Annotated in this window: 18 protein-coding genes and 1 pseudogene; 6 read left to right on the forward strand and 13 right to left on the reverse strand. The window is 45.2% G+C overall.

The genetic code is table 11. The features are described 5' to 3' along the window. Positions 1-357: 357 nt before the first annotated feature. The 9 genes and pseudogenes from JOD21_RS11195 to JOD21_RS11235 form a co-directional block, all read right to left on the reverse strand. Positions 358-900, reverse strand: a pseudogene (locus tag JOD21_RS11195) (helical membrane plugin domain-containing protein); the annotation flags it as partial. Then, positions 893-3,880 carry a formate dehydrogenase subunit alpha gene (gene fdhF / locus JOD21_RS11200; RefSeq protein WP_380268985.1) on the reverse strand — a complete coding sequence of 996 codons (2,988 nt, stop codon included), beginning with the start codon at positions 3,878-3,880 and terminating at the stop codon, positions 893-895. The gene fdhF and the pseudogene JOD21_RS11195, both read right to left, overlap by 8 nt. 288 nt (positions 3,881-4,168) lie before the next feature. Further along, positions 4,169-4,675, reverse strand: a complete 507-nt coding sequence (locus tag JOD21_RS11205) for a MogA/MoaB family molybdenum cofactor biosynthesis protein (protein ID WP_204729699.1) — start codon at positions 4,673-4,675, stop codon at positions 4,169-4,171. Between the two features lie 15 nt (positions 4,676-4,690). Then, on the reverse strand, positions 4,691-5,698 hold the full coding sequence (gene moaA, locus JOD21_RS11210; protein WP_204729700.1) for a GTP 3',8-cyclase MoaA: 1,008 nt from the start codon (positions 5,696-5,698) through the stop codon (positions 4,691-4,693). Next, positions 5,685-6,296: an NTP transferase domain-containing protein gene (gene mobA / locus JOD21_RS11215; RefSeq protein WP_204729701.1), complete on the reverse strand. Its 612-nt coding sequence runs from the start codon at positions 6,294-6,296 to the stop codon at positions 5,685-5,687. Before mobA ends, moaA begins: the two co-directional genes overlap by 14 nt. Beyond that, the gene (locus tag JOD21_RS11220) at positions 6,293-6,523 is read right to left on the reverse strand and encodes a MoaD/ThiS family protein (protein ID WP_204729702.1); all 231 of its coding nucleotides are present in this window, start codon (positions 6,521-6,523) and stop codon (positions 6,293-6,295) included. The genes mobA and JOD21_RS11220 overlap by 4 nt, the downstream gene beginning before the upstream one ends. Then, on the reverse strand, positions 6,520-6,969 hold the full coding sequence (locus JOD21_RS11225; protein ID WP_204729703.1) for a molybdenum cofactor biosynthesis protein MoaE: 450 nt from the start codon (positions 6,967-6,969) through the stop codon (positions 6,520-6,522). The genes JOD21_RS11220 and JOD21_RS11225 overlap by 4 nt, the downstream gene beginning before the upstream one ends. 3 nt (positions 6,970-6,972) lie before the next feature. Then, a complete protein-coding gene (gene mobB / locus JOD21_RS11230) occupies positions 6,973-7,476 on the reverse strand; it encodes a molybdopterin-guanine dinucleotide biosynthesis protein B (protein WP_204729704.1) in 504 nt (167 codons plus the stop codon). Continuing rightward, on the reverse strand, positions 7,470-8,726 hold the full coding sequence (locus tag JOD21_RS11235) for a molybdopterin molybdotransferase MoeA (protein WP_204729705.1): 1,257 nt from the start codon (positions 8,724-8,726) through the stop codon (positions 7,470-7,472). The genes mobB and JOD21_RS11235 overlap by 7 nt, the downstream gene beginning before the upstream one ends. 60 nt (positions 8,727-8,786) lie before the next feature. Here JOD21_RS11235 and moaC point away from each other — a divergent pair, with 60 nt between their 5' ends. Continuing rightward, positions 8,787-9,287, forward strand: a complete 501-nt coding sequence (gene moaC, locus JOD21_RS11240) for a cyclic pyranopterin monophosphate synthase MoaC (protein WP_204729706.1) — start codon at positions 8,787-8,789, stop codon at positions 9,285-9,287. On the opposite strand, the gene JOD21_RS11245 is transcribed toward moaC, so the two are convergent. Beyond that, positions 9,284-10,411 (reverse strand): MFS transporter, encoded by a 1,128-nt coding sequence (locus tag JOD21_RS11245; RefSeq protein ID WP_204729707.1) that lies wholly within the window; start codon positions 10,409-10,411, stop codon positions 9,284-9,286. The two genes, moaC and JOD21_RS11245, sit on opposite strands and share 4 nt — an antisense overlap. A gap of 277 nt (positions 10,412-10,688) precedes the next feature. Continuing rightward, the gene (locus tag JOD21_RS11250) at positions 10,689-11,711 is read right to left on the reverse strand and encodes a MoeB/ThiF family adenylyltransferase (RefSeq protein ID WP_204729708.1); all 1,023 of its coding nucleotides are present in this window, start codon (positions 11,709-11,711) and stop codon (positions 10,689-10,691) included. A 173-nt stretch (positions 11,712-11,884) separates the two neighbouring features. Between JOD21_RS11250 and JOD21_RS11255 the strand changes: the two genes are divergently transcribed. The 3 genes from JOD21_RS11255 to chrA all read left to right on the forward strand — a co-directional run bounded on the left by JOD21_RS11255 (position 11,885) and on the right by chrA (position 13,854). After that, positions 11,885-12,193: a DUF3243 domain-containing protein gene (locus JOD21_RS11255; RefSeq protein WP_041121418.1), complete on the forward strand. Its 309-nt coding sequence runs from the start codon at positions 11,885-11,887 to the stop codon at positions 12,191-12,193. Positions 12,194-12,362: 169 nt separating this feature from the next. After that, positions 12,363-12,671 (forward strand): PadR family transcriptional regulator, encoded by a 309-nt coding sequence (locus JOD21_RS11260; protein ID WP_204729709.1) that lies wholly within the window; start codon positions 12,363-12,365, stop codon positions 12,669-12,671. Between the two features lie 13 nt (positions 12,672-12,684). Further along, positions 12,685-13,854, forward strand: a complete 1,170-nt coding sequence (gene chrA, locus JOD21_RS11265) for a chromate efflux transporter (RefSeq protein ID WP_204729710.1) — start codon at positions 12,685-12,687, stop codon at positions 13,852-13,854. A gap of 115 nt (positions 13,855-13,969) precedes the next feature. Here the strand turns inward: chrA and JOD21_RS11270 are convergent, their stop codons facing one another. After that, positions 13,970-14,533 carry a YtxH domain-containing protein gene (locus JOD21_RS11270; protein ID WP_204729711.1) on the reverse strand — a complete coding sequence of 188 codons (564 nt, stop codon included), beginning with the start codon at positions 14,531-14,533 and terminating at the stop codon, positions 13,970-13,972. A gap of 67 nt (positions 14,534-14,600) precedes the next feature. Further along, positions 14,601-15,320, reverse strand: coding sequence for a GNAT family N-acetyltransferase (locus JOD21_RS11275; protein WP_204729712.1), 720 nt, complete (start codon positions 15,318-15,320; stop codon positions 14,601-14,603). 73 nt (positions 15,321-15,393) lie between these two features. On the opposite strand from JOD21_RS11275, the gene JOD21_RS11280 reads away from it, so the two are divergent. After that, positions 15,394-15,900, forward strand: a complete 507-nt coding sequence (locus JOD21_RS11280; protein ID WP_338032900.1) for a metallophosphoesterase family protein — start codon at positions 15,394-15,396, stop codon at positions 15,898-15,900. A 12-nt stretch (positions 15,901-15,912) separates the two neighbouring features. After that, positions 15,913-16,869, forward strand: a complete 957-nt coding sequence (locus JOD21_RS11285; RefSeq protein ID WP_204729714.1) for a D-2-hydroxyacid dehydrogenase — start codon at positions 15,913-15,915, stop codon at positions 16,867-16,869. Positions 16,870-17,072 lie beyond the last annotated feature (203 nt).

Raw genomic sequence — 17,072 nt, forward strand, 5'->3', positions numbered from 1 at the left:
TCACTTCGCTGCAGGCGGCGCTTTCCGCAGGGACGGCGCTGAGCCTCCTCGGCGCGGGGCGCCTGTGGGGTCTCAGCTGTCCGTCTCATCCTGCTGGAGTCGCCGCCTTCCGCTCCGCTCACCTCAAGTATTGCTTAATAAAAAATATGGTTATTAAACTCTCAGCTTCTGCCCAATCTGACTCTAATATTATTTTTTCTTCAGCCAATACGATAACGGTATTGCCGCCAGTGCAAGTCCGGCTGGCAGGAGCCAGCTGTTTTTTGTAGAGGAACCTGAATCGCTTTTAACAGGAGCCGAGTGGTTATTCAGCTCATGGTATTCAGTTGTGAAGATATCACCGTTCCAGTTTGATTCTTCTTTTTCTTCATTTTCATCGTCTCTTATTTTCTGGCTTTCCGGTTTTTGCGTCGTTCTTTCATGCTCATCCTGTTTGAACCCAAGCCCCTTCAGGAAAGCTGCGCCTACTGCCATGGCACGCTTTACTTCAGGGTCATTTAAAGAACGCAGAAGGGTAAAGTACCCTCCCTGCTCGTTCTTTTCATCCAGTTCTGCGACACGTGCAATTCCTTTATTCACTTTCAAGATCAACGGCTCCAGCTGCTGAACGTTCAGTGTGCCGAGTGTGCCGACCATCAGCAGGAGGTTTTTAATACTGTTTGTTGTTTCTTTTGAATCCAGTGTTTTGACAATGACATCAAGTACTTTATCACCTTCAGCGAAGAGTGAAGTACCCATATCAAGCACACCGCGTTTTTGCATGTGCTCGATCATGTCAAAAATCTCATGAATCGCTTCTTTATTATCAAGCAGTCTGGTTTTCAGCTCTTCAAGATCACGCTGACGAATCTCCTCTTCACTGATTTCCATACGGTGAATCACTTTTGTCGCTTTAGCCACGCTTAGACGCCTCCTTTCTGAGTTTCACAAGATCACCAGGGAACACATAATCTTTACGTGCCCACTTTTTATCCACTCTGACGCCAAGCTGCGGCTGAGGGTTTCCGTTTCTGTGATTGGTTCTTGGAATCGGTCTCTCACCTTTTGGCTTCAGCACTTCCATTTTTGCACTGATTTCTTTGTATGCTGGCGTATCGGTATCTTTATCAGCCTGAGAACTCGTCAGGAAGTTGATTGCACCTTCACTGTTATCGTTCATTGGCAGATATACTTCTTTTCCTTTTACACGGTCAGTGATCAGACACTCTACTTTTACTGCACCATATGGAGAGGACAGTCTGACTAATGTGCCGTCTTCAAGCCCTCTTTCTTTAGCGAGCTCTTCCGATACTTCAAGGAATACATTAGGTGTTTTCGACGAGATGCCTTTAGATTTATATGTCATGTTTCCTTCATGGAAATGCTCAAGCAGACGGCCATTATTGACGTGAATATCGTATTCCTCGTCAAACTCAAGCGGTTTTGTCCAGTCGACCGGGAACAGACGCGCTTTGCCGTCCGGGAATGGGAAATCTTCCAGGAATAGAAGCGGTGAGTCAGTTCCATCCGCTGCTACAGGCCACTGAAGACTCTTGTAGCCTTCCAGTCTTTCATACGTAACACCTGCATAAAGCGGTGCAAGGGAAGCTGCTTCTTCCATGATTTCACTTGGATGCGTGTAGTTCCAATCGGCACCGATGCGTTTTGCAAGATCCTGGATAATTTCCCAGTCAGGTCTTGAATCACCAAGCGGCTCAAGTGCCTGATACAGACGCTGCACACGTCTTTCAGTGTTTGTGAATGTACCATCTTTCTCAAGACTCGGACTTGCAGGAAGCACAACATCTGCAAATTCAGCAGTCTTTGAAAGGAAGATATCCTGAACAACAAAGAAATCCAGCTTTTCAAATGCTTCATGCACATAGTTGATATTTGAATCAACGATCCCCATGTCCTCACCCTTCAGATACATCATCTTCAGGTTGCCGTCATGGATTGCATCAATCATTTCGTGATTGTTCAAGCCAGGTTCAGCAGGAATCTTTGTATTCCACGCCTTTTCATATTTCGTTCTTACCTCATCATCAGCCACTTTTTCATAACCAGGGAAACGGTCAGGCATACTGCCAAAGTCACTTGCACCCTGTACGTTGTTGTGACCGCGCAGTGGATAGCTTCCTGCACCAGGCTTACCATAGTTACCGGTGATCAGCAGAAGGTTTGAGATTGCTGTACTTGTATCACTGCCTCCTGAGTGCTGCGTAACGCCCATTGCCCACAGAACTGAAGTTGTTTTTGCATTATGGACTTCTTCAGCAATCTGAATCAGCGTTTCTTTTGAAAGACCTGTTGCTTCAACAGCATAATCCAATGTGAATTTTTCAAGGTTGGCTACATATTCCTGCAGACCGTTCACGCGGTTATTCAGGAATTCTTCATCTGCCCAGCCCTGATCAATGATGTATTTCGTCACAGCTGACAGCCAGACCAGATCAGATCCCGGTTTTGGCTGGAAGAACAGATCCGCTCTTTCTGCCATTTCGTGTTTTCTGATATCTGAAACAAGCAGGCGCTGGCCATGCAGCTTATGCGCACGTTTAACGCGTGTTGCCAGTACCGGATGAGACTCGGAAGTATTGGAGCCAACAATCAGCACAAGTCCTGCCTGTGCAATATCAGTAATGGAACCGGAGTCACCGCCATGACCTACCGTTCTGAAAAGACCCATCGTTGCAGGCGTCTGACAGTAACGTGAGCAGTTATCCACATTGTTTGTTCCGATGACACCACGTGCCAGTTTCTGCATGACATATGATTCTTCGTTTGTACACTTAGAAGAACTGATAAATGCCATTGAATCGGCACCGCTCTTTTCTTTATGTTCTTTCATTTTTGAAGCGACAAGGTTCAGTGCTTCATCCCATTCAGCTTCTCTGAAAGCATCTCCTTCACGGATCAGAGGCTTTGTGATTCTTGCATCACTGTTGACAAAGTCCCATCCGAATTTCCCTTTCACACAAGTGGAAATGCCGTTTGCAGGTGCGTCCACTGAAGGTTCGACTTTGAGGATTTTGCGGTCCTTCGTCCAGATATCAAAGCTGCAGCCGACACCACAGTATGTGCAGACAGTCTTTGTCTTCTTGATGCGGTCTTCACGCATGGCAGATTCTGCATCTGAAATGGCAAGAATTGAACCATAGCCGGTTTCAACATTCTTTGTAATTTCAATCATCGGACGAAGCGTATTTTTCGCAAGGCCTGTCAGGAAGCCGGCCTCCCCTTCCATCCCTTTTTCCATCATGGCATTACATGGGCAGACAGTTGAACAGTGTCCACATGATACACACGATGATTCGTTGATTTTAGAATTCTTATCCCAGATGACACGTGGTTTTTTCAATGTCCAGTCTATTGTCAGGGTTTCAGTTACCTGCACATCCTGACATGCTTCCACACAGCGTCCGCATAAAATACACTGATCCGGATCATAGCGATAAAACGGGTTGGAATCATCCACTTCATATGGTTTATCTTCAAATGGCATGCTCTGATGGTTCACTTTCATGTCCTTGACGGTGTTATGTATTTCGCACGTGCCATTGTTGTAATCACATACTGTACAATACAGCTCATGATTTCTTAAGATCCGGTCCATCCCGACGACCTGAGCTTCCTTTACATCTGCAGATACGCCATCAATCGCGTCTCCTTCTTTCAACTGAGTTGAACATGAACGGACAAACTCTCCATTCACCTTTACAATACACGTATCACATGTCTCAATTGCTCCGAGACTCGGGTGATAACAAACGGATGGCACTTCAGTCTGGTGATCTTCAAGTGCCTGCATTGCAGACAAGTGTTCACTAATCACAGCCGGTTTGCCGTTAATTGTTACATTAATTTGACCTGACACATCGATCTCTCCCCCGTAATAAATTTCGCTGAGTTGTCAGCATTTTTATAAATATTCAGTTTTCGCACCTGGTCATAAATACCCTAAAGAATGTTTCGTAAAACTAGATTCTCTGAAAAAAGACATATTTTCGACAAAAATTTTGAATGCATTGGCAGCAGGAGATAAAACGGACTGGACATCATAACCGCTGGAACGCTTCCTGGTACGGATAGCTACCACCCTTGTGTAGATTACTACATCCTGTTCCCGCAACCACAATCACCTTTTCTGAATCAAAAAAACCGCGGCTCCGGCCGCGGTTTTACTCAACTACTCTTTATTCATCTCACGCACGATATGACCTAGCTCCGGTAAAATCAGCTTCTCCATTGCAAGCTTTACCGCACCGGTTGAACCTGGTGTAGAAAAGACTGCAGTCTTTTCAGCGATCCCTGCTGCAGCACGGGACATCATAGCTGCTGATCCAATATCTTCTGCATAACTTAAGTAACGGAAAAGCTCACCAAAACCGGGAATCTCTTTCTCAAAAAGCGGTGTAACGGCTTCAATGGTGACGTCACGCGGCGCAAATCCTGTGCCTCCATTGATCAGAACGGCCTGGATCGTGTCATCCATCAGCCCGTCTTTGACTGCCCGCTGGATTAAAATGACTTCGTCAGTGACAATTTCGTAAGCTGCCACATGATGACCTGACGTTTCGAGCATATCAATCATCCACCTGCCGCTTTTATCCGTTTCTTCATTTCTTGTATCACTTACTGTAATGACTTTGCAGGCAACTGAATCAGGCGCCTCTTTTTTATGTTCTTCATGCAATTGCCCTCAGCTCCTTTACCCGCCGATATAAGACATTTCAATTTTCGGACGGTTCTTTGCCGTTTCTTCTGTTCTTTCATCAGAATAACGGTCTTTTCTTACCCGCCAGATTGATGCTACAGCCTCTATGAGTTCATCGTGATCTTTCGTCTGAACTGCTTCTTTCAGATCGAAGCCTTCTGTTGCAAAGAGACACGTATACATCTTCCCGTCTGCTGACAGTCTTGCACGGGTACAGGTTGAACAGAATGAATCTGATACAGAAGAAATCACGCCGACTTCAGTATCTGTGCCTTTATAAATATAGCGGTCAGCCACTTCACCATAATAATGAGGATCAGCCGGCTCCACTTCAAATTCTTCATTCAGCATTGTAATGATATCTTTTTTCGATACAACAGAAGACATTTTCCAGCCGTTCGTGCTGCCAACGTCCATGAACTCAATGAACCTCAGCATCACACCCCGCTCTTTAAAAAAGCGTGCCATCGGAAGGATCTGATCGTCATTGACGCCTTTTTGCACGACCATATTGATTTTCACTTCAAGTCCCGCTTCAATCGCAGCATCTATTCCTTTAATTACAGGTTTTGTGCTGACATTGCGACCATTCATTTTCTTAAAGACGTCTTCTTCAATCGCATCCATACTGATATTGACACGCTGAAGCCCTGCTTCTTTCAATTTCACCGCAAGCTTTGGCAGCATCATTGCATTCGTCGTGAGCGCGATATCCTTAATACCCGGAATACGCGATAATTTGGCAATCAGTTCGTGCAGATCTTTTCTGAGCAGCGGTTCTCCGCCAGTCAGCCGGACTTTTTCCACTCCGAGTTCACTCATCGCAGTAACAAGCTTTTCGATCTCATCAAAAGTGAGGTACTGTTCTTTTGGCATAAATGCAAAATCAGGGCCGAATATTTCTGCCGGCATACAGTATCCGCACCGGAAGTTACATTGGTCGGTAACGGAAATGCGAATATCGTGCAGCGGCCGCTGATAAAAGTCTTTAATCGGTTCCATCCGTTTTCCTCCTCTGTGCGGTACTTTTTAAGTGCTCATAAGTTTGCTGATCGTTAATATTACTGAAAGCTTCTTCTGTGATGCCAAGCTCCGTATGGGGAATTTCCTGCCACTTCACCTGATCAAAAAAGCTTTTCATACGGAAATTTCCGCCTTCAAGCTGTTCTGTCATAACCGGCAGACAGCTTGTTGAATAAATAGCTGAAAGCGGCTGCAGTCGTCCGTTTACTGAAGGAATGAGTGCCTGCAAGTTGCTTTTTTCAAAAAAAGCCTTCAGCTTCTCTGCATCGCGTGCAGTAAAAAGCGGCATATCACATGGCAGTGTCATCACTGCATCTCCATCTGTCTGCGTCATCAGTGCATACAGACCTCCGAGCGGCCCGCACGATTCATATGGCGCGAGGTCAGTGATGAGTTTACCTTTGAACTCACTAAAATCCTCAAGCTGATCTTTTCTGACTGACAGCACAACTTCATCACATATCGGGGTTAAAGCGTCAACCGCTCTTTCATAAAACGGCTTGCCTGCCCAGTCAGCGAAAGCTTTCGGGTGTCCGAAACGCCGCGATTCACCGCCAGCCATAACTGCACCAATCACCCGCCACTCACCGGCGGGATGAGTGCGACTGTGTCGTACTCAGTAACCTGGTCATCAGGAAATGCGTATTCCTCATTAATTGCAACTAACACAGAGTCCGTCTGAATATGGTATTGACGCTGAACTTCTTCAAGCAATTCTTTTACTGACATCTCTTTCTTATCAATATGAATATGATTGCCTCCTGCAAGTTCTTTTAAATGGGCAAAACAGTTCACTTTAATCATCTGATTTCCTCCTTCTCAGGAATACCGGCGCTCTTTTCAAGCTGATCCCCGATCCACTCTTCGCCGTCCTCCCACTTTTCTTTTTTCCAGATTGGCACGATTTGCTTAATCCGCTCAATCGCATATTCATTTGCCTCATACGCATCTTTTCTGTGAGGCGTCGATACGGCAATCACTACAGCAATGTCTGAGATACCCAGTGTCCCTGTTCTGTGGGAAATCGCTGTCACTGCATCCGGCCAGCGCTCTTTGATCTCGTCTCCGATTCTCTTTAACTGTTTTTCAGCCATAGTGGCATATGCTTCATATGTTAAGTAAAGCGTGCGTTTTCCTTTAGTGAACTCTCTTACAGTGCCTGTAAATGTAACAACTGCACCTGCTTCAGGACGCACAACTTTATTTGATATTTCTTCAATTGACAGTGGTTCTGATGTTACAGAAAACATGCTTTACCCCTCCTTCAGCCATTTGATTAGCCATTCTGTATAACCTGTATGATCATCCCGGCGGAATACCGGTATATTTAAGTCAGAAAGAGGCAGATCGGTAATGACTGCCTGAATATTTTTACACTCTCTTAAAAGCTTTTTATCCTGCTCGTCTTTTATCATTACAATCTTGCTGAACCATTCTTTTTTATATCCTTCTACAAGGATAACATGAAGAGGGAGGGTCCTGTAAAAAGTGAGCAGTTTCTCTAAATCTGCCAATCCTGCTTCTGATTCTATGATGATGGCGCCTTCGCCTTCAACTGCACTGATTGCAGCGCCAGCCTGAAAATGGCGGCGGCTGTCTTTTGAAGAATCAGTATAGTCAGGTGATCCTCCGTGCCCGTGATGTTTAATCGTTCCGGCTTTCAGGTCATGCGCTGAGACAGCTTTCACCAGTTGATTCATTACTGTCGTTTTGCCACTGTTTTGATAGCCGACTACCTGCAGGATCTTTGCTACCACGGCATCCCGCTACTTTCAGCTGTCTCAAGCAGCGCAACTTTCACCTGATCTCCTGCAGTAAACCCTCTCGTTCCGCCAGGCAGCACAATCAGGCAATTCGTTGCTGCCAGTGAACTGACAGCGCTTGATTTGTTAAAACCGGATGGACTCGCTTCAAGCCTGCCATGTTTAATGGATACCGTCCCTCTGACAAATCGCGTAAAAGGATTCGGCTTTGTAAAGTCTGCACCAAGTACTGCATCCTCCACTGGCAGATGAGGCTTTTTGTTACCAAGCATCTGCTGAATCACCGGTCTTGTAAACAGTTCAAATCCGACATAACATGCAGAGGGATTACCTGAAAGTCCGAATAGAAACTGTCCGTTCAAATGTGCCACAGTCGTAACACTTCCAGGGCGCATGGCAACTTTGTTGAACAGCACTTCAGCACCGAGTCGTTTATATACTTCCGGAAGAAAGTCGAAGTCTCCAACAGACACGCCGCCTGTTGTGATCAGAATATCTACTTCATTAAGCGCCTCTTTAACAGATTGATAGCATGCTTCAAGGTCATCAGACAGTTTGCCGAGCATTTTCACTTCTGCGCCAGCTCTTTTCACCTGCGCTGCAGCCATCAGTGCATTGCTGTTTCTGATTTTTCCAGGTTCGAGCGGTTCATTGACTTCGAGTAATTCAGAGCCAGTGGCAAGCACACCGACAAGCGGCTTTGACGCTACTGTAACAGTTTCATAGCCAAACGTTGCAAGTAGCGCCACAGTCCCCGGATTAATCACAGACCCTTTTTCAACGAGAACTGTCCCTTCTTCCGCGTCCTCACCCTTAAAAGAGATATTGTCTCCTTTATGAAATGAACGCTTAATCCTCATGACGCCGGGTTCAGGTTCAGAAGTCAGCTCAAGCATAACGACCGCATCGCACTCAGCGGGCATCATAGCCCCAGTCATAATCCGTGCAGCCTCGTTTTCACGGACGGGGACAGTCTGAACTGAGCCGGCGCCAATTGTTTCTGTTACGTGAAGGTCGAGCGGATTCTCTCTTGAAGCCTGTGCAGTATCTTGTGACCGGACTGCAAAGCCGTCATAGGGTGAGCGGTCAAATGGCGGGACGGGATGAGTAGCAACCAGATCTTCTGCAAGTGTTCTGCCAAGTGCGTCCTCTATATGTATGTGTTCAGTTTTTGACGTGATTTTTTTTGACATGACGCGCTGAACGGCTTCAGCGACAGGAATTGGTTTTCGTTGTTCAAGCATGTCTTACACTCCTTTCTAGTCGTGCTACAATGTATGTATTAATCAAATGAGGTGATAAGTGTGTCTGATTTAACGCATTTTAATGAGCAGGGCCGTGCCAGAATGGTTGATATTTCTGACAAACAGGAGTCTGTCAGAGTGGCTGTCGCACATTCAAGTATTGTAGTGAATGAAGAAATTTATCAACACATTCAAAAAGGGACATCTAAAAAAGGTGATGTGCTGGCTGTTGCTCAGGTGGCAGGTATTATGGCTGCCAAGCAGACTTCTGTGATCATCCCCATGTGCCATCCGCTGTCTTTAAGCGGGATCGATTTGTCTTTCGAATGGGATGTGACTTCTCGTTACGAACTGAAAATCTCAGCTTCCGTGAAGACAAAAGGCAGTACAGGAGTGGAGATGGAAGCACTCACAGCTGCATCAGTATGTGCCTTGACGATCTATGATATGTGCAAGGCTTCTGACAAAGGAATGGTCATCGGACCAACATTTCTCGCTGAAAAAACAGGCGGAAAAAATGGTGATTACCAGCGTGACAGAAGCCCAGAGATGAAGCTTTAACGCAACTTTCCAATCACGATAAATACGAGACTGACTGTCAGAATCAAAGCAGCGCCGCCGGTAAATGGCAGGCCTGCTTTTTCACTGACAAACCCCGCTAAGCTTGACCCGGCAACCACACCCGCTGAAAAGAAGGAATAAAAGATATCAAACGCCTTCCCTCTCGTTGCTTTGTTAGACATATCTGTCACCATCTGATTCATTGATGGGAAGATAAGCGCAAACCCGATCCCGTACATGAACATCAGGACCGGAATGATCACAGGTAGCGAAATCCACTGAATCAGTCCAAGTATGAGACCGATCGTAATCAGTCCGGTGCCTGTCAGTTTTTCAGATGTAAATACATCATAAATCTTATTGAGCTTTGTTACGAAAATAATGACTGCAGTTACGCCAAATATGCTTAACCAGATACCTGCAGATGCCTGAGTTAAGCCCAGGCCTTGTGCTTTTAAAGGAAGTGCGAATGCAAGCGTCCCATTACTGACCATCAGTGCAAAAGCTGCCAGAGAAGCCTGCTGAAGCTTTTTGTGCTTCAACAGCTCTATAATCGGTGCCCCTGTAACCACTCTTCTCTCTCTTTCCCTGAAAGACTCGGATACATACTTCACTGTCAGCCAGATACAGATTGCAAAAAGAACGGCTACTGAATAAAAGACCGCATCCGTTAAGCCATTGGCTGCAAGAATCCCGCCTGCTGCCGGTCCTAAAATAGCCGCACTCCCAATCCCGGCACCGATATACGCCATTGGCTTTGTGCTGCTCTTCGCTGCATAGTCACCGGCAATCGCAAACACGCAGGGGATTAACAAACCGCTGACAATCCCGTGAACCGCTCTGACTAAAAGCAGCTGACCCGCATCCTGCGCCAGCGGATAAAATAAAAGAACCGCTGCAGAAAGCACTGTTCCAATTACCAGAACCGGCTTTCTGCCATATCGGTCCACTGCATAACCGCCCACTATATTCCCGACAACATTCAACGCTGAATACACCGCAATAATCAGGCCGGCCATCGTCTCTGTTGCACCGAGGCTGATCGCGTAAGGTGTCATCACCGGAAGCTGAATGAATGTATCGATAAATGTCACGATAATGATAAAGTAAATGATCTTGGTCATGGTCATATCTTCTTTCTGCTTATACTATGAGTTAATCTTACCATTCCCTTATATGATTTGTGAAAACGCAAACCCTTTGCATTACACTATTAAAAAATAAGGATTGGTTAAAATTGACTGTTGATTTCCGCTTCAGGGGTCTCACCTTTCACACTTCTCCTGCCGGGAGTCGGCCCCTTCCGCTCCTATCAACAGCTGTACAGAAACAACATTGGTCTTTAACATAGCTAAAAATAAAAGCAGGCTCCCCCTAATTAAATAGGAAAAGCCCGCATAATCAATTAAACACTCTATGATACACTTTCTTCGCTTCTGTTTTATCGTTCGTACCGTGAATCAGCACACGGCCATCTTTAAAAATGACCATCCTGTATGGATCAAAAGTGATGCTGATCAGAAACTGATTATACTGTACAGGCAGTCCCTGGGTTGAAAAGATCGTATGTAAATCCCCAAGGTCTATCATTTTTTTCTCAGCAGGTCTGATCTGAACCGTATCCCGTCCACACAATACAGCCGTCTTCATCGCTGACTCCATCGTCAGGTAAGGATATGTCGGGTCCTCCCCGCATGAAGGGCAATCGGCTTTTTTCATTCTTGACACACCAATTGACTGGTAATCATTTTGCCATACATCAAATGTAACCAGCCTGCCGCTGAGTGCCTCTGTGTTTCCGGACAGAATCTTCAGTGCATCAGCTGTCTGATGGGCAGTTACCATCATAACAGCAGGACTGATAATGCCCGCCGTATCACACGTCTGGCCGGTAGGCGGTGTTGTCTCCCACAGGCAGTTAAAGCATGGCGTCACCCCCGGGATAACGGTAAAACTCATTCCTGTACTGCCAACGCATGCCCCGTAGATCCACGGAAGTTCTAATTTTTGCGCTACATCATTGATCACGAACCTCGTTTCAAAATTATCAGTCGCATCTATGATCAAATCGCATTTCTCAGCATATTTCAACAGATCTTCATACGTGATATCTGCAACAATCGCCTGTATCTCCACGTAGCTGTTGACCTGTTCAAGACGGTATTTCGCCGCGATCGCTTTTGGCATTTTTTTGCGTGCATCCTCTTCGCTATATAAAGACTGGCGCTGCAGGTTACTCCATTCAACATAGTCCCTGTCAATGATAGTGATCTTTCCTACACCCGCTCTGACCAGTGATTCTGAAGCCCCTGTTCCGAGCGCACCAGCACCAATAATCAACACATGCTTTTCACTGAGCTCCTGCTGACCATCAGTTCCAATCGGCTTAAACAGCTCCTGACGTGAGTATCGTTCTTGATGCAACTGATCCGCCCCCTTTACAAATAGTTTTTTACTAAGATAGCAGTTATTCCTTGCTGCGACAAGGTAATCGCTTGATATTTCATATAATTCTTATTTATTCCGATGTTTGAAAGATTGTGAGCCGGGAAACCTTCTACTAGAACATACAGTAAATATTTACAGGAGGTTTTATCATGGATATCGAAAACAAGGTTGAGAAGGAAGCACGTCAGACAGAGCCTGAAAAGAAAGAAGAAATTCTGCAAAGCTTTGACCGCTTTAAGGATTATTTAGGCGATCAGGTATCTAAAGGTGAAAAGCTTGGTCTTGGTGAAGAAGCACTTGCTAAAGGTGCTGAAAGAGTTGGCGATTACCTGGCTAAAAATGAAGAGCCCCGCAACCGCGAGGAAAAACTCCTTCAGGAACTATGGAAGCTTGGTGACAAGGATCAGCGCCATCAGCTGGCACACCTGCTCGTCCGTCTTGCACAATCTACAAACTAATCAATCCAAAACCTTCGCAGCAATGCGAAGGTTTTTTATATACGCAAAGTTACAATGTAAACGGAATGTAAAGATGCACACTAACCCCTTCTCAACGATTCATCTCCCTGTTAAACTTCTAATATCGACTTTCGATATCGAATATCGATTCCACATAGGAGGACTACATATGGATGATAAAATACTGCGAAAATTATTTCTCGGCTTTATTCAGATTCATATTCTTCATCACGCTTCAGAGCACCCTGTGTATGGCGCATGGATGACAGAAGAACTGCATGAGCACGGATATGAAATCAGTGCAGGCACACTTTATCCGATTCTTCATTCGATGGAAGCAGACGGTCTTCTGTTGAAAGAAGAACGGAAAGTTGACGGTCATATCAGAAAATACTATACCGCCACAACGCGTGGCATAGAGGTATTAGCCGAAGCAAGAAGTAAAGCCTATGAACTGTTTAAGGAAATCAAAGACTAGAAGGGAGATTCATATGAAAAAACAGGGATCATTACTCGAAATCTTACTCGTATCACTGAGGCTCGGTCTGACTTCGTTTGGCGGACCAATCGCTCATCTGGGCTATTTCAGAGATGAATATATCGAAAGACGTAAATGGATGACAGATAAAACCTATGCTGATCTTGTCGCACTCAGTCAATTCCTGCCAGGTCCTGCAAGTTCACAAGTCGGTATTGGTATAGGTGTTATGCGCGGCGGACTGCTTGGAGGTGTCGTTTCATTTATCGGATTCACGATGCCATCAGTAATCGCGTTAATTATTTTTGCCATGATCGTATCCAACTTTGATGTATCAGATGCAGGCTGGCTTCAGGGACTTAAGATTGTCGCAGTAGCAGTTGTTGCGCACGCAATCCTGGGTATGGCTAAAAACCTGACGCCCGACCTTCAGCGTAAAGCGATGGCGCTTCTTGCGCTGTCTGTCACACTGCTCTGGCAGACAACAGTCAGTCAGGTTGTTGTCATTGTTATTGCTGGTATTGCAGGGTTCTTTTTGTTTAAAGGTGATACAACAGATAAAAACCCGGAATTCAAATTTCCGGTTTCTAAAAAGCTTGGCGCTGTTTTTCTGACACTGTTCTTTGTATTACTTGCAATTTTGCCAATTGCCCGGGAAATAACTTCAGCTAACTGGATTGCAATGTTCGACAGTTTCTATCGTTCAGGTTCACTTGTATTTGGCGGCGGTCACGTTGTACTTCCACTGTTAGAGCGTGAATTTGTCCCAACCGGATGGCTGACCGAAGAACAATTCCTTGCAGGGTACGGTGCTGCACAGGCAGTTCCAGGGCCGCTCTTCACCTTTGCTGCCTATATCGGAGCTGTGATTGGCGGATGGCAGGGCGGACTGCTGGCTACAGCCGCAATCTTTTTGCCGGCATTTCTGCTCATTCTTGGGGCACTGCCGTTTTGGAACGCACTTAGAACAAATCCTAAAATGAAAGCTGCATTCATGGGTGTCAACGCAGCAGTTGTCGGCATTCTAATCTCAGCCTTCTACTTCCCGATCTGGACAAGTTCTGTTTTAGAGCCGATTCACTTTGTCCTGGCAGCATTCTTATTCAGCATGCTTGTGTTCTGGAAGCTGCCGCCGTGGATTGTAGTATTGACTGGTGCTGTTGCAGGTTTGTTGTTTTTATAGGGTAATGTGAATGCCCGGAACGGAGGTAAAAGTGTCATGATAAGCTACTTTCACCTCCGTCCCCCAAATACCACCAAAAAAGGAATCGCCACCGGCGATTCCTTTTTACTATCAATTATTTATTACGGCCAACATCACCCGGGATATCCCCTTGTGGTGATGCATCTACTGTGTTTTGGCTCTTTTTGTTCAGTTGAACGACTGAATCATTTGAGCTTGAAGATCCTGTAGAACCTGTTGATCCAGCTGAAGACGAAACGCCTTCTTTTACTTCAGATCCTGCATCGGCAACCTGGCCGCCAATGTCTTTTGCATCTTCTGTAGCTTCTTTCGCTGTATCAACGATGTCTGAAGCACTCTCACGGATTGCTTCTACCTGAGGAACTACGTCTTCATTTACTTTTTCGTATAATGACTGAGCTTCACTCATTGCATTCTTCAATGTAGAGACAGCTGACTGAAAACGTCCTGAAAGGTCATTTTTGAACTCTCCTGGATTATCTTTTACGTTACGGACAAATCCGCTTGTTGATGAACCGACGTTTTTGCTTCCTGTCTTCACTTGTTCTCTTGTGTTGCTGTCAAGCAGTGCAATTGCAGCGCCTACTGCTGCTCCTACAAGTACACCCATCAATAATTTACTGCTGTTGTCATTTTTCGTATTGTAATTTTGCGCCATGGTTAATAGCCTCCTGTTGATGTTTTGTATATATAGGAGTCTACCCTTCCATTTTCCATTTAAACATTTACACTGATTCTTTTAACCTTGCCATGGCAAGCCATGTGCCAAGTTTTGTCCGGCTGATCCCTACTCCTACGTAGCCTGCAGCCAAAAAGTCTTTTTGTCTTTTAGCTTTATCAGTCCTGACAAAAATATATGAATCTTTATCAATAAAAAGCTTCTGTTTAAGCGGTTTGTAGAAAATATACCGGGGCATATTTCCATATTTCACCTTCACATCCACAACGATCATTTCCTGCTTAAACTTATCCCTCATACTTGGAATATTAGATGGTGAAACGGTGCAGCAGAGGTGTTCAAAATAAGTGTGGGTAAATTTCAACTCCTGCATAATCACTTTTGCCATAATCTGCTGAAGCCCGTTCCCACGGTAATCCGGATCTACAAGAGAGATTTCCTGATGGACAACTCTCATTTGCTCATCATACGAGAGTCCGAGATCACGACCAAGGTTTTCTTCATCGTCTCCCGGGAAAAGAAGTGCCCGCACAGCAATCAGCTTGTCCTCTGCGTAGACACCAAGCAGAATCCCGCCTTCTCCTGATACGTATAAAATTTCTTCATCTGTTAACGGCTGGAGCGAAGAGGCATCTTCAATGCCTGATAGTATGATTTGCTGAAAAGATTTAAATTCATCAAAATGATCTTCTGTCATCTGCCTGATGACATACTGGATTTTAGCGTTGTCGGACTTTCTGACAACTTCTCCCTGATATAACTCCATATATTGATCTCCTTTACGTTCCTTCAGAATTGATTGATAATTAATGTTAGTTTAACACGTTGAAAACAAAGGTGTGAAAGATTTGAAAATCATTGTTGTATCAGACACTCATATGCCACGGATGGCAAAGACACTTCCGCCCCGGCTGACGACTGAATGCCAGTCAGCGGACCTGATCATTCATACAGGGGACTTTAACACACTCGATACATTTCAGGAACTTGAACGTTTCGCTCCAGTTGAAGGTGTTTATGGAAATGCAGATGATCAGGAACTGACAAAACGGTTTCCGGCAAAAAAGATTATTCAGGTGGGGACTTTCAGGATCGGGCTTGTACACGGTCACGGAAAAGGGAAAACGACTGAAAAGAGAGCGCTTGATGCGTTTGTGCAGAATGATATTGATATGATCATATATGGTCATTCCCATATCCCCTCCTTCAAAATAATTGACGGTGTTCAGTTACTGAATCCAGGTTCTCCGACTGATAAAAGGAGACAGAAACAGTTTTCTTTTGTGAGATTGACGGTTGAAAAGGAGATAAATGTGGAATTTATCTATTATGACAGTAAAATTTAGGAGGACATAAAAATGGAGAAAAAAATCATTATTGCCCATGACCTTGAAGAACATTTGATGAGCGAAGTAAAAGAGGCAGTGCCGGGATGGACGCTGGTGACAGGGAAAGATGAAGAACAATGGGGACCTCACATGTCTGATGCAGCAGTTGTTGCAGGCTGGAAAAACGCGATGATCCCATACCTTGAACAGGCTGAAAATCTTAAATGGGTACAGTCCTGGAGTGCAGGAATCGATAGCCACCCGCTTGACGAATTTGAGAAGCACGGTATTCACCTGACAAGCGCAAACGGCGTACATGCATTTCCGATTGCTGAAACGATTTTTGCCATGCTGCTAGGCTGGACCCGTAAGATTCATACATACACAAGACAGCAGCAGGAAAAGAAGTGGCATCATGCAGGGCTGAAGCTAGAACTACACGGTAAAAAGCTGGCTCTTTTAGGAGCAGGAGCCATTGGAAAAGAAACAGCTAAAATTGCGAAAGCATTTGGCATGGAAGTTGCAGGGTTCCGCAGAAGCGGTGAAAAGGAAGAGTACTTTGACCATATGTATAAGCTCGATCAGCTCGAAGACATTTTGCCGGATTGTGATTATACAGTTATTACGCTACCACTTACGCGTGAAACAGAAGGTCTTTTTAAGAAACAGACCTTTGAAGCAATGAAAAATGGCAGTTTTGTTGTCAATATCGGCCGTGGGGAAATTATTGATGAGCAGGCAATGACCTCAGCACTTCAAAAAGGAAAAATCGCAGGCGCCGGTCTTGATGTATTCGCAACAGAGCCTCTTCCGGAAGACAGCCCGCTTTGGGAGATGGAAAACGTCATCATCACGCCGCATACAGCCGGGTCAACTGAATATTACAATGATCGTGTGATTAAGGATATTTTGATTCCGAACCTGAAGTCTTTTGCAGACGATGAAAAGTTGAGTGTGAATGTAGTGGATTATCAAAAGGGTTATTAAATTTAATAGCACTGTTAAAGATGGCTGTTGATTTCCGCTTCAGGGGGAACGCTTTCCGCATGAGCTTTTTTTGGCTCCGATGCAATCGGACCTCTTCGAAGCTGCGCTTCTGCGGGGTCTCACCTGTCACGCTTCTCCTGCTGGAGTCGTCCCCCTTCCGCTCCAATCACCAGCTGTGCTAAAACAACATTGGGCTTTAACAT

This window comes from Jeotgalibacillus terrae (genome assembly GCF_016908195.1).
Classification (GTDB): domain Bacteria; phylum Bacillota; class Bacilli; order Bacillales; family Jeotgalibacillaceae; genus Jeotgalibacillus; species Jeotgalibacillus terrae.

Excerpts from the sequence above, each read along its gene's own strand:
- JOD21_RS11255 (WP_041121418.1), top strand. The coding sequence starts at position 11,885 with ATGGATATCGAAAACAAGGTTGAGAAGGAAGCACGTCAGACAGAGCCT.
- JOD21_RS11245 (WP_204729707.1), bottom strand. The coding sequence starts at position 10,411 with ATGACCAAGATCATTTACTTTATCATTATCGTGACATTTATCGATACA.
- chrA (WP_204729710.1), top strand. The coding sequence starts at position 12,685 with ATGAAAAAACAGGGATCATTACTCGAAATCTTACTCGTATCACTGAGG.
- JOD21_RS11260 (WP_204729709.1), top strand. The coding sequence starts at position 12,363 with ATGGATGATAAAATACTGCGAAAATTATTTCTCGGCTTTATTCAGATT.
- JOD21_RS11220 (WP_204729702.1), bottom strand. The coding sequence starts at position 6,523 with ATGATTAAAGTGAACTGTTTTGCCCATTTAAAAGAACTTGCAGGAGGC.
- JOD21_RS11275 (WP_204729712.1), bottom strand. The coding sequence starts at position 15,320 with ATGGAGTTATATCAGGGAGAAGTTGTCAGAAAGTCCGACAACGCTAAA.
- JOD21_RS11285 (WP_204729714.1), top strand. The coding sequence starts at position 15,913 with ATGGAGAAAAAAATCATTATTGCCCATGACCTTGAAGAACATTTGATG.
- JOD21_RS11270 (WP_204729711.1), bottom strand. The coding sequence starts at position 14,533 with ATGGCGCAAAATTACAATACGAAAAATGACAACAGCAGTAAATTATTG.
- JOD21_RS11235 (WP_204729705.1), bottom strand. The coding sequence starts at position 8,726 with ATGCTTGAACAACGAAAACCAATTCCTGTCGCTGAAGCCGTTCAGCGC.
- moaA (WP_204729700.1), bottom strand. The coding sequence starts at position 5,698 with ATGGAACCGATTAAAGACTTTTATCAGCGGCCGCTGCACGATATTCGC.
- JOD21_RS11225 (WP_204729703.1), bottom strand. The coding sequence starts at position 6,969 with ATGTTTTCTGTAACATCAGAACCACTGTCAATTGAAGAAATATCAAAT.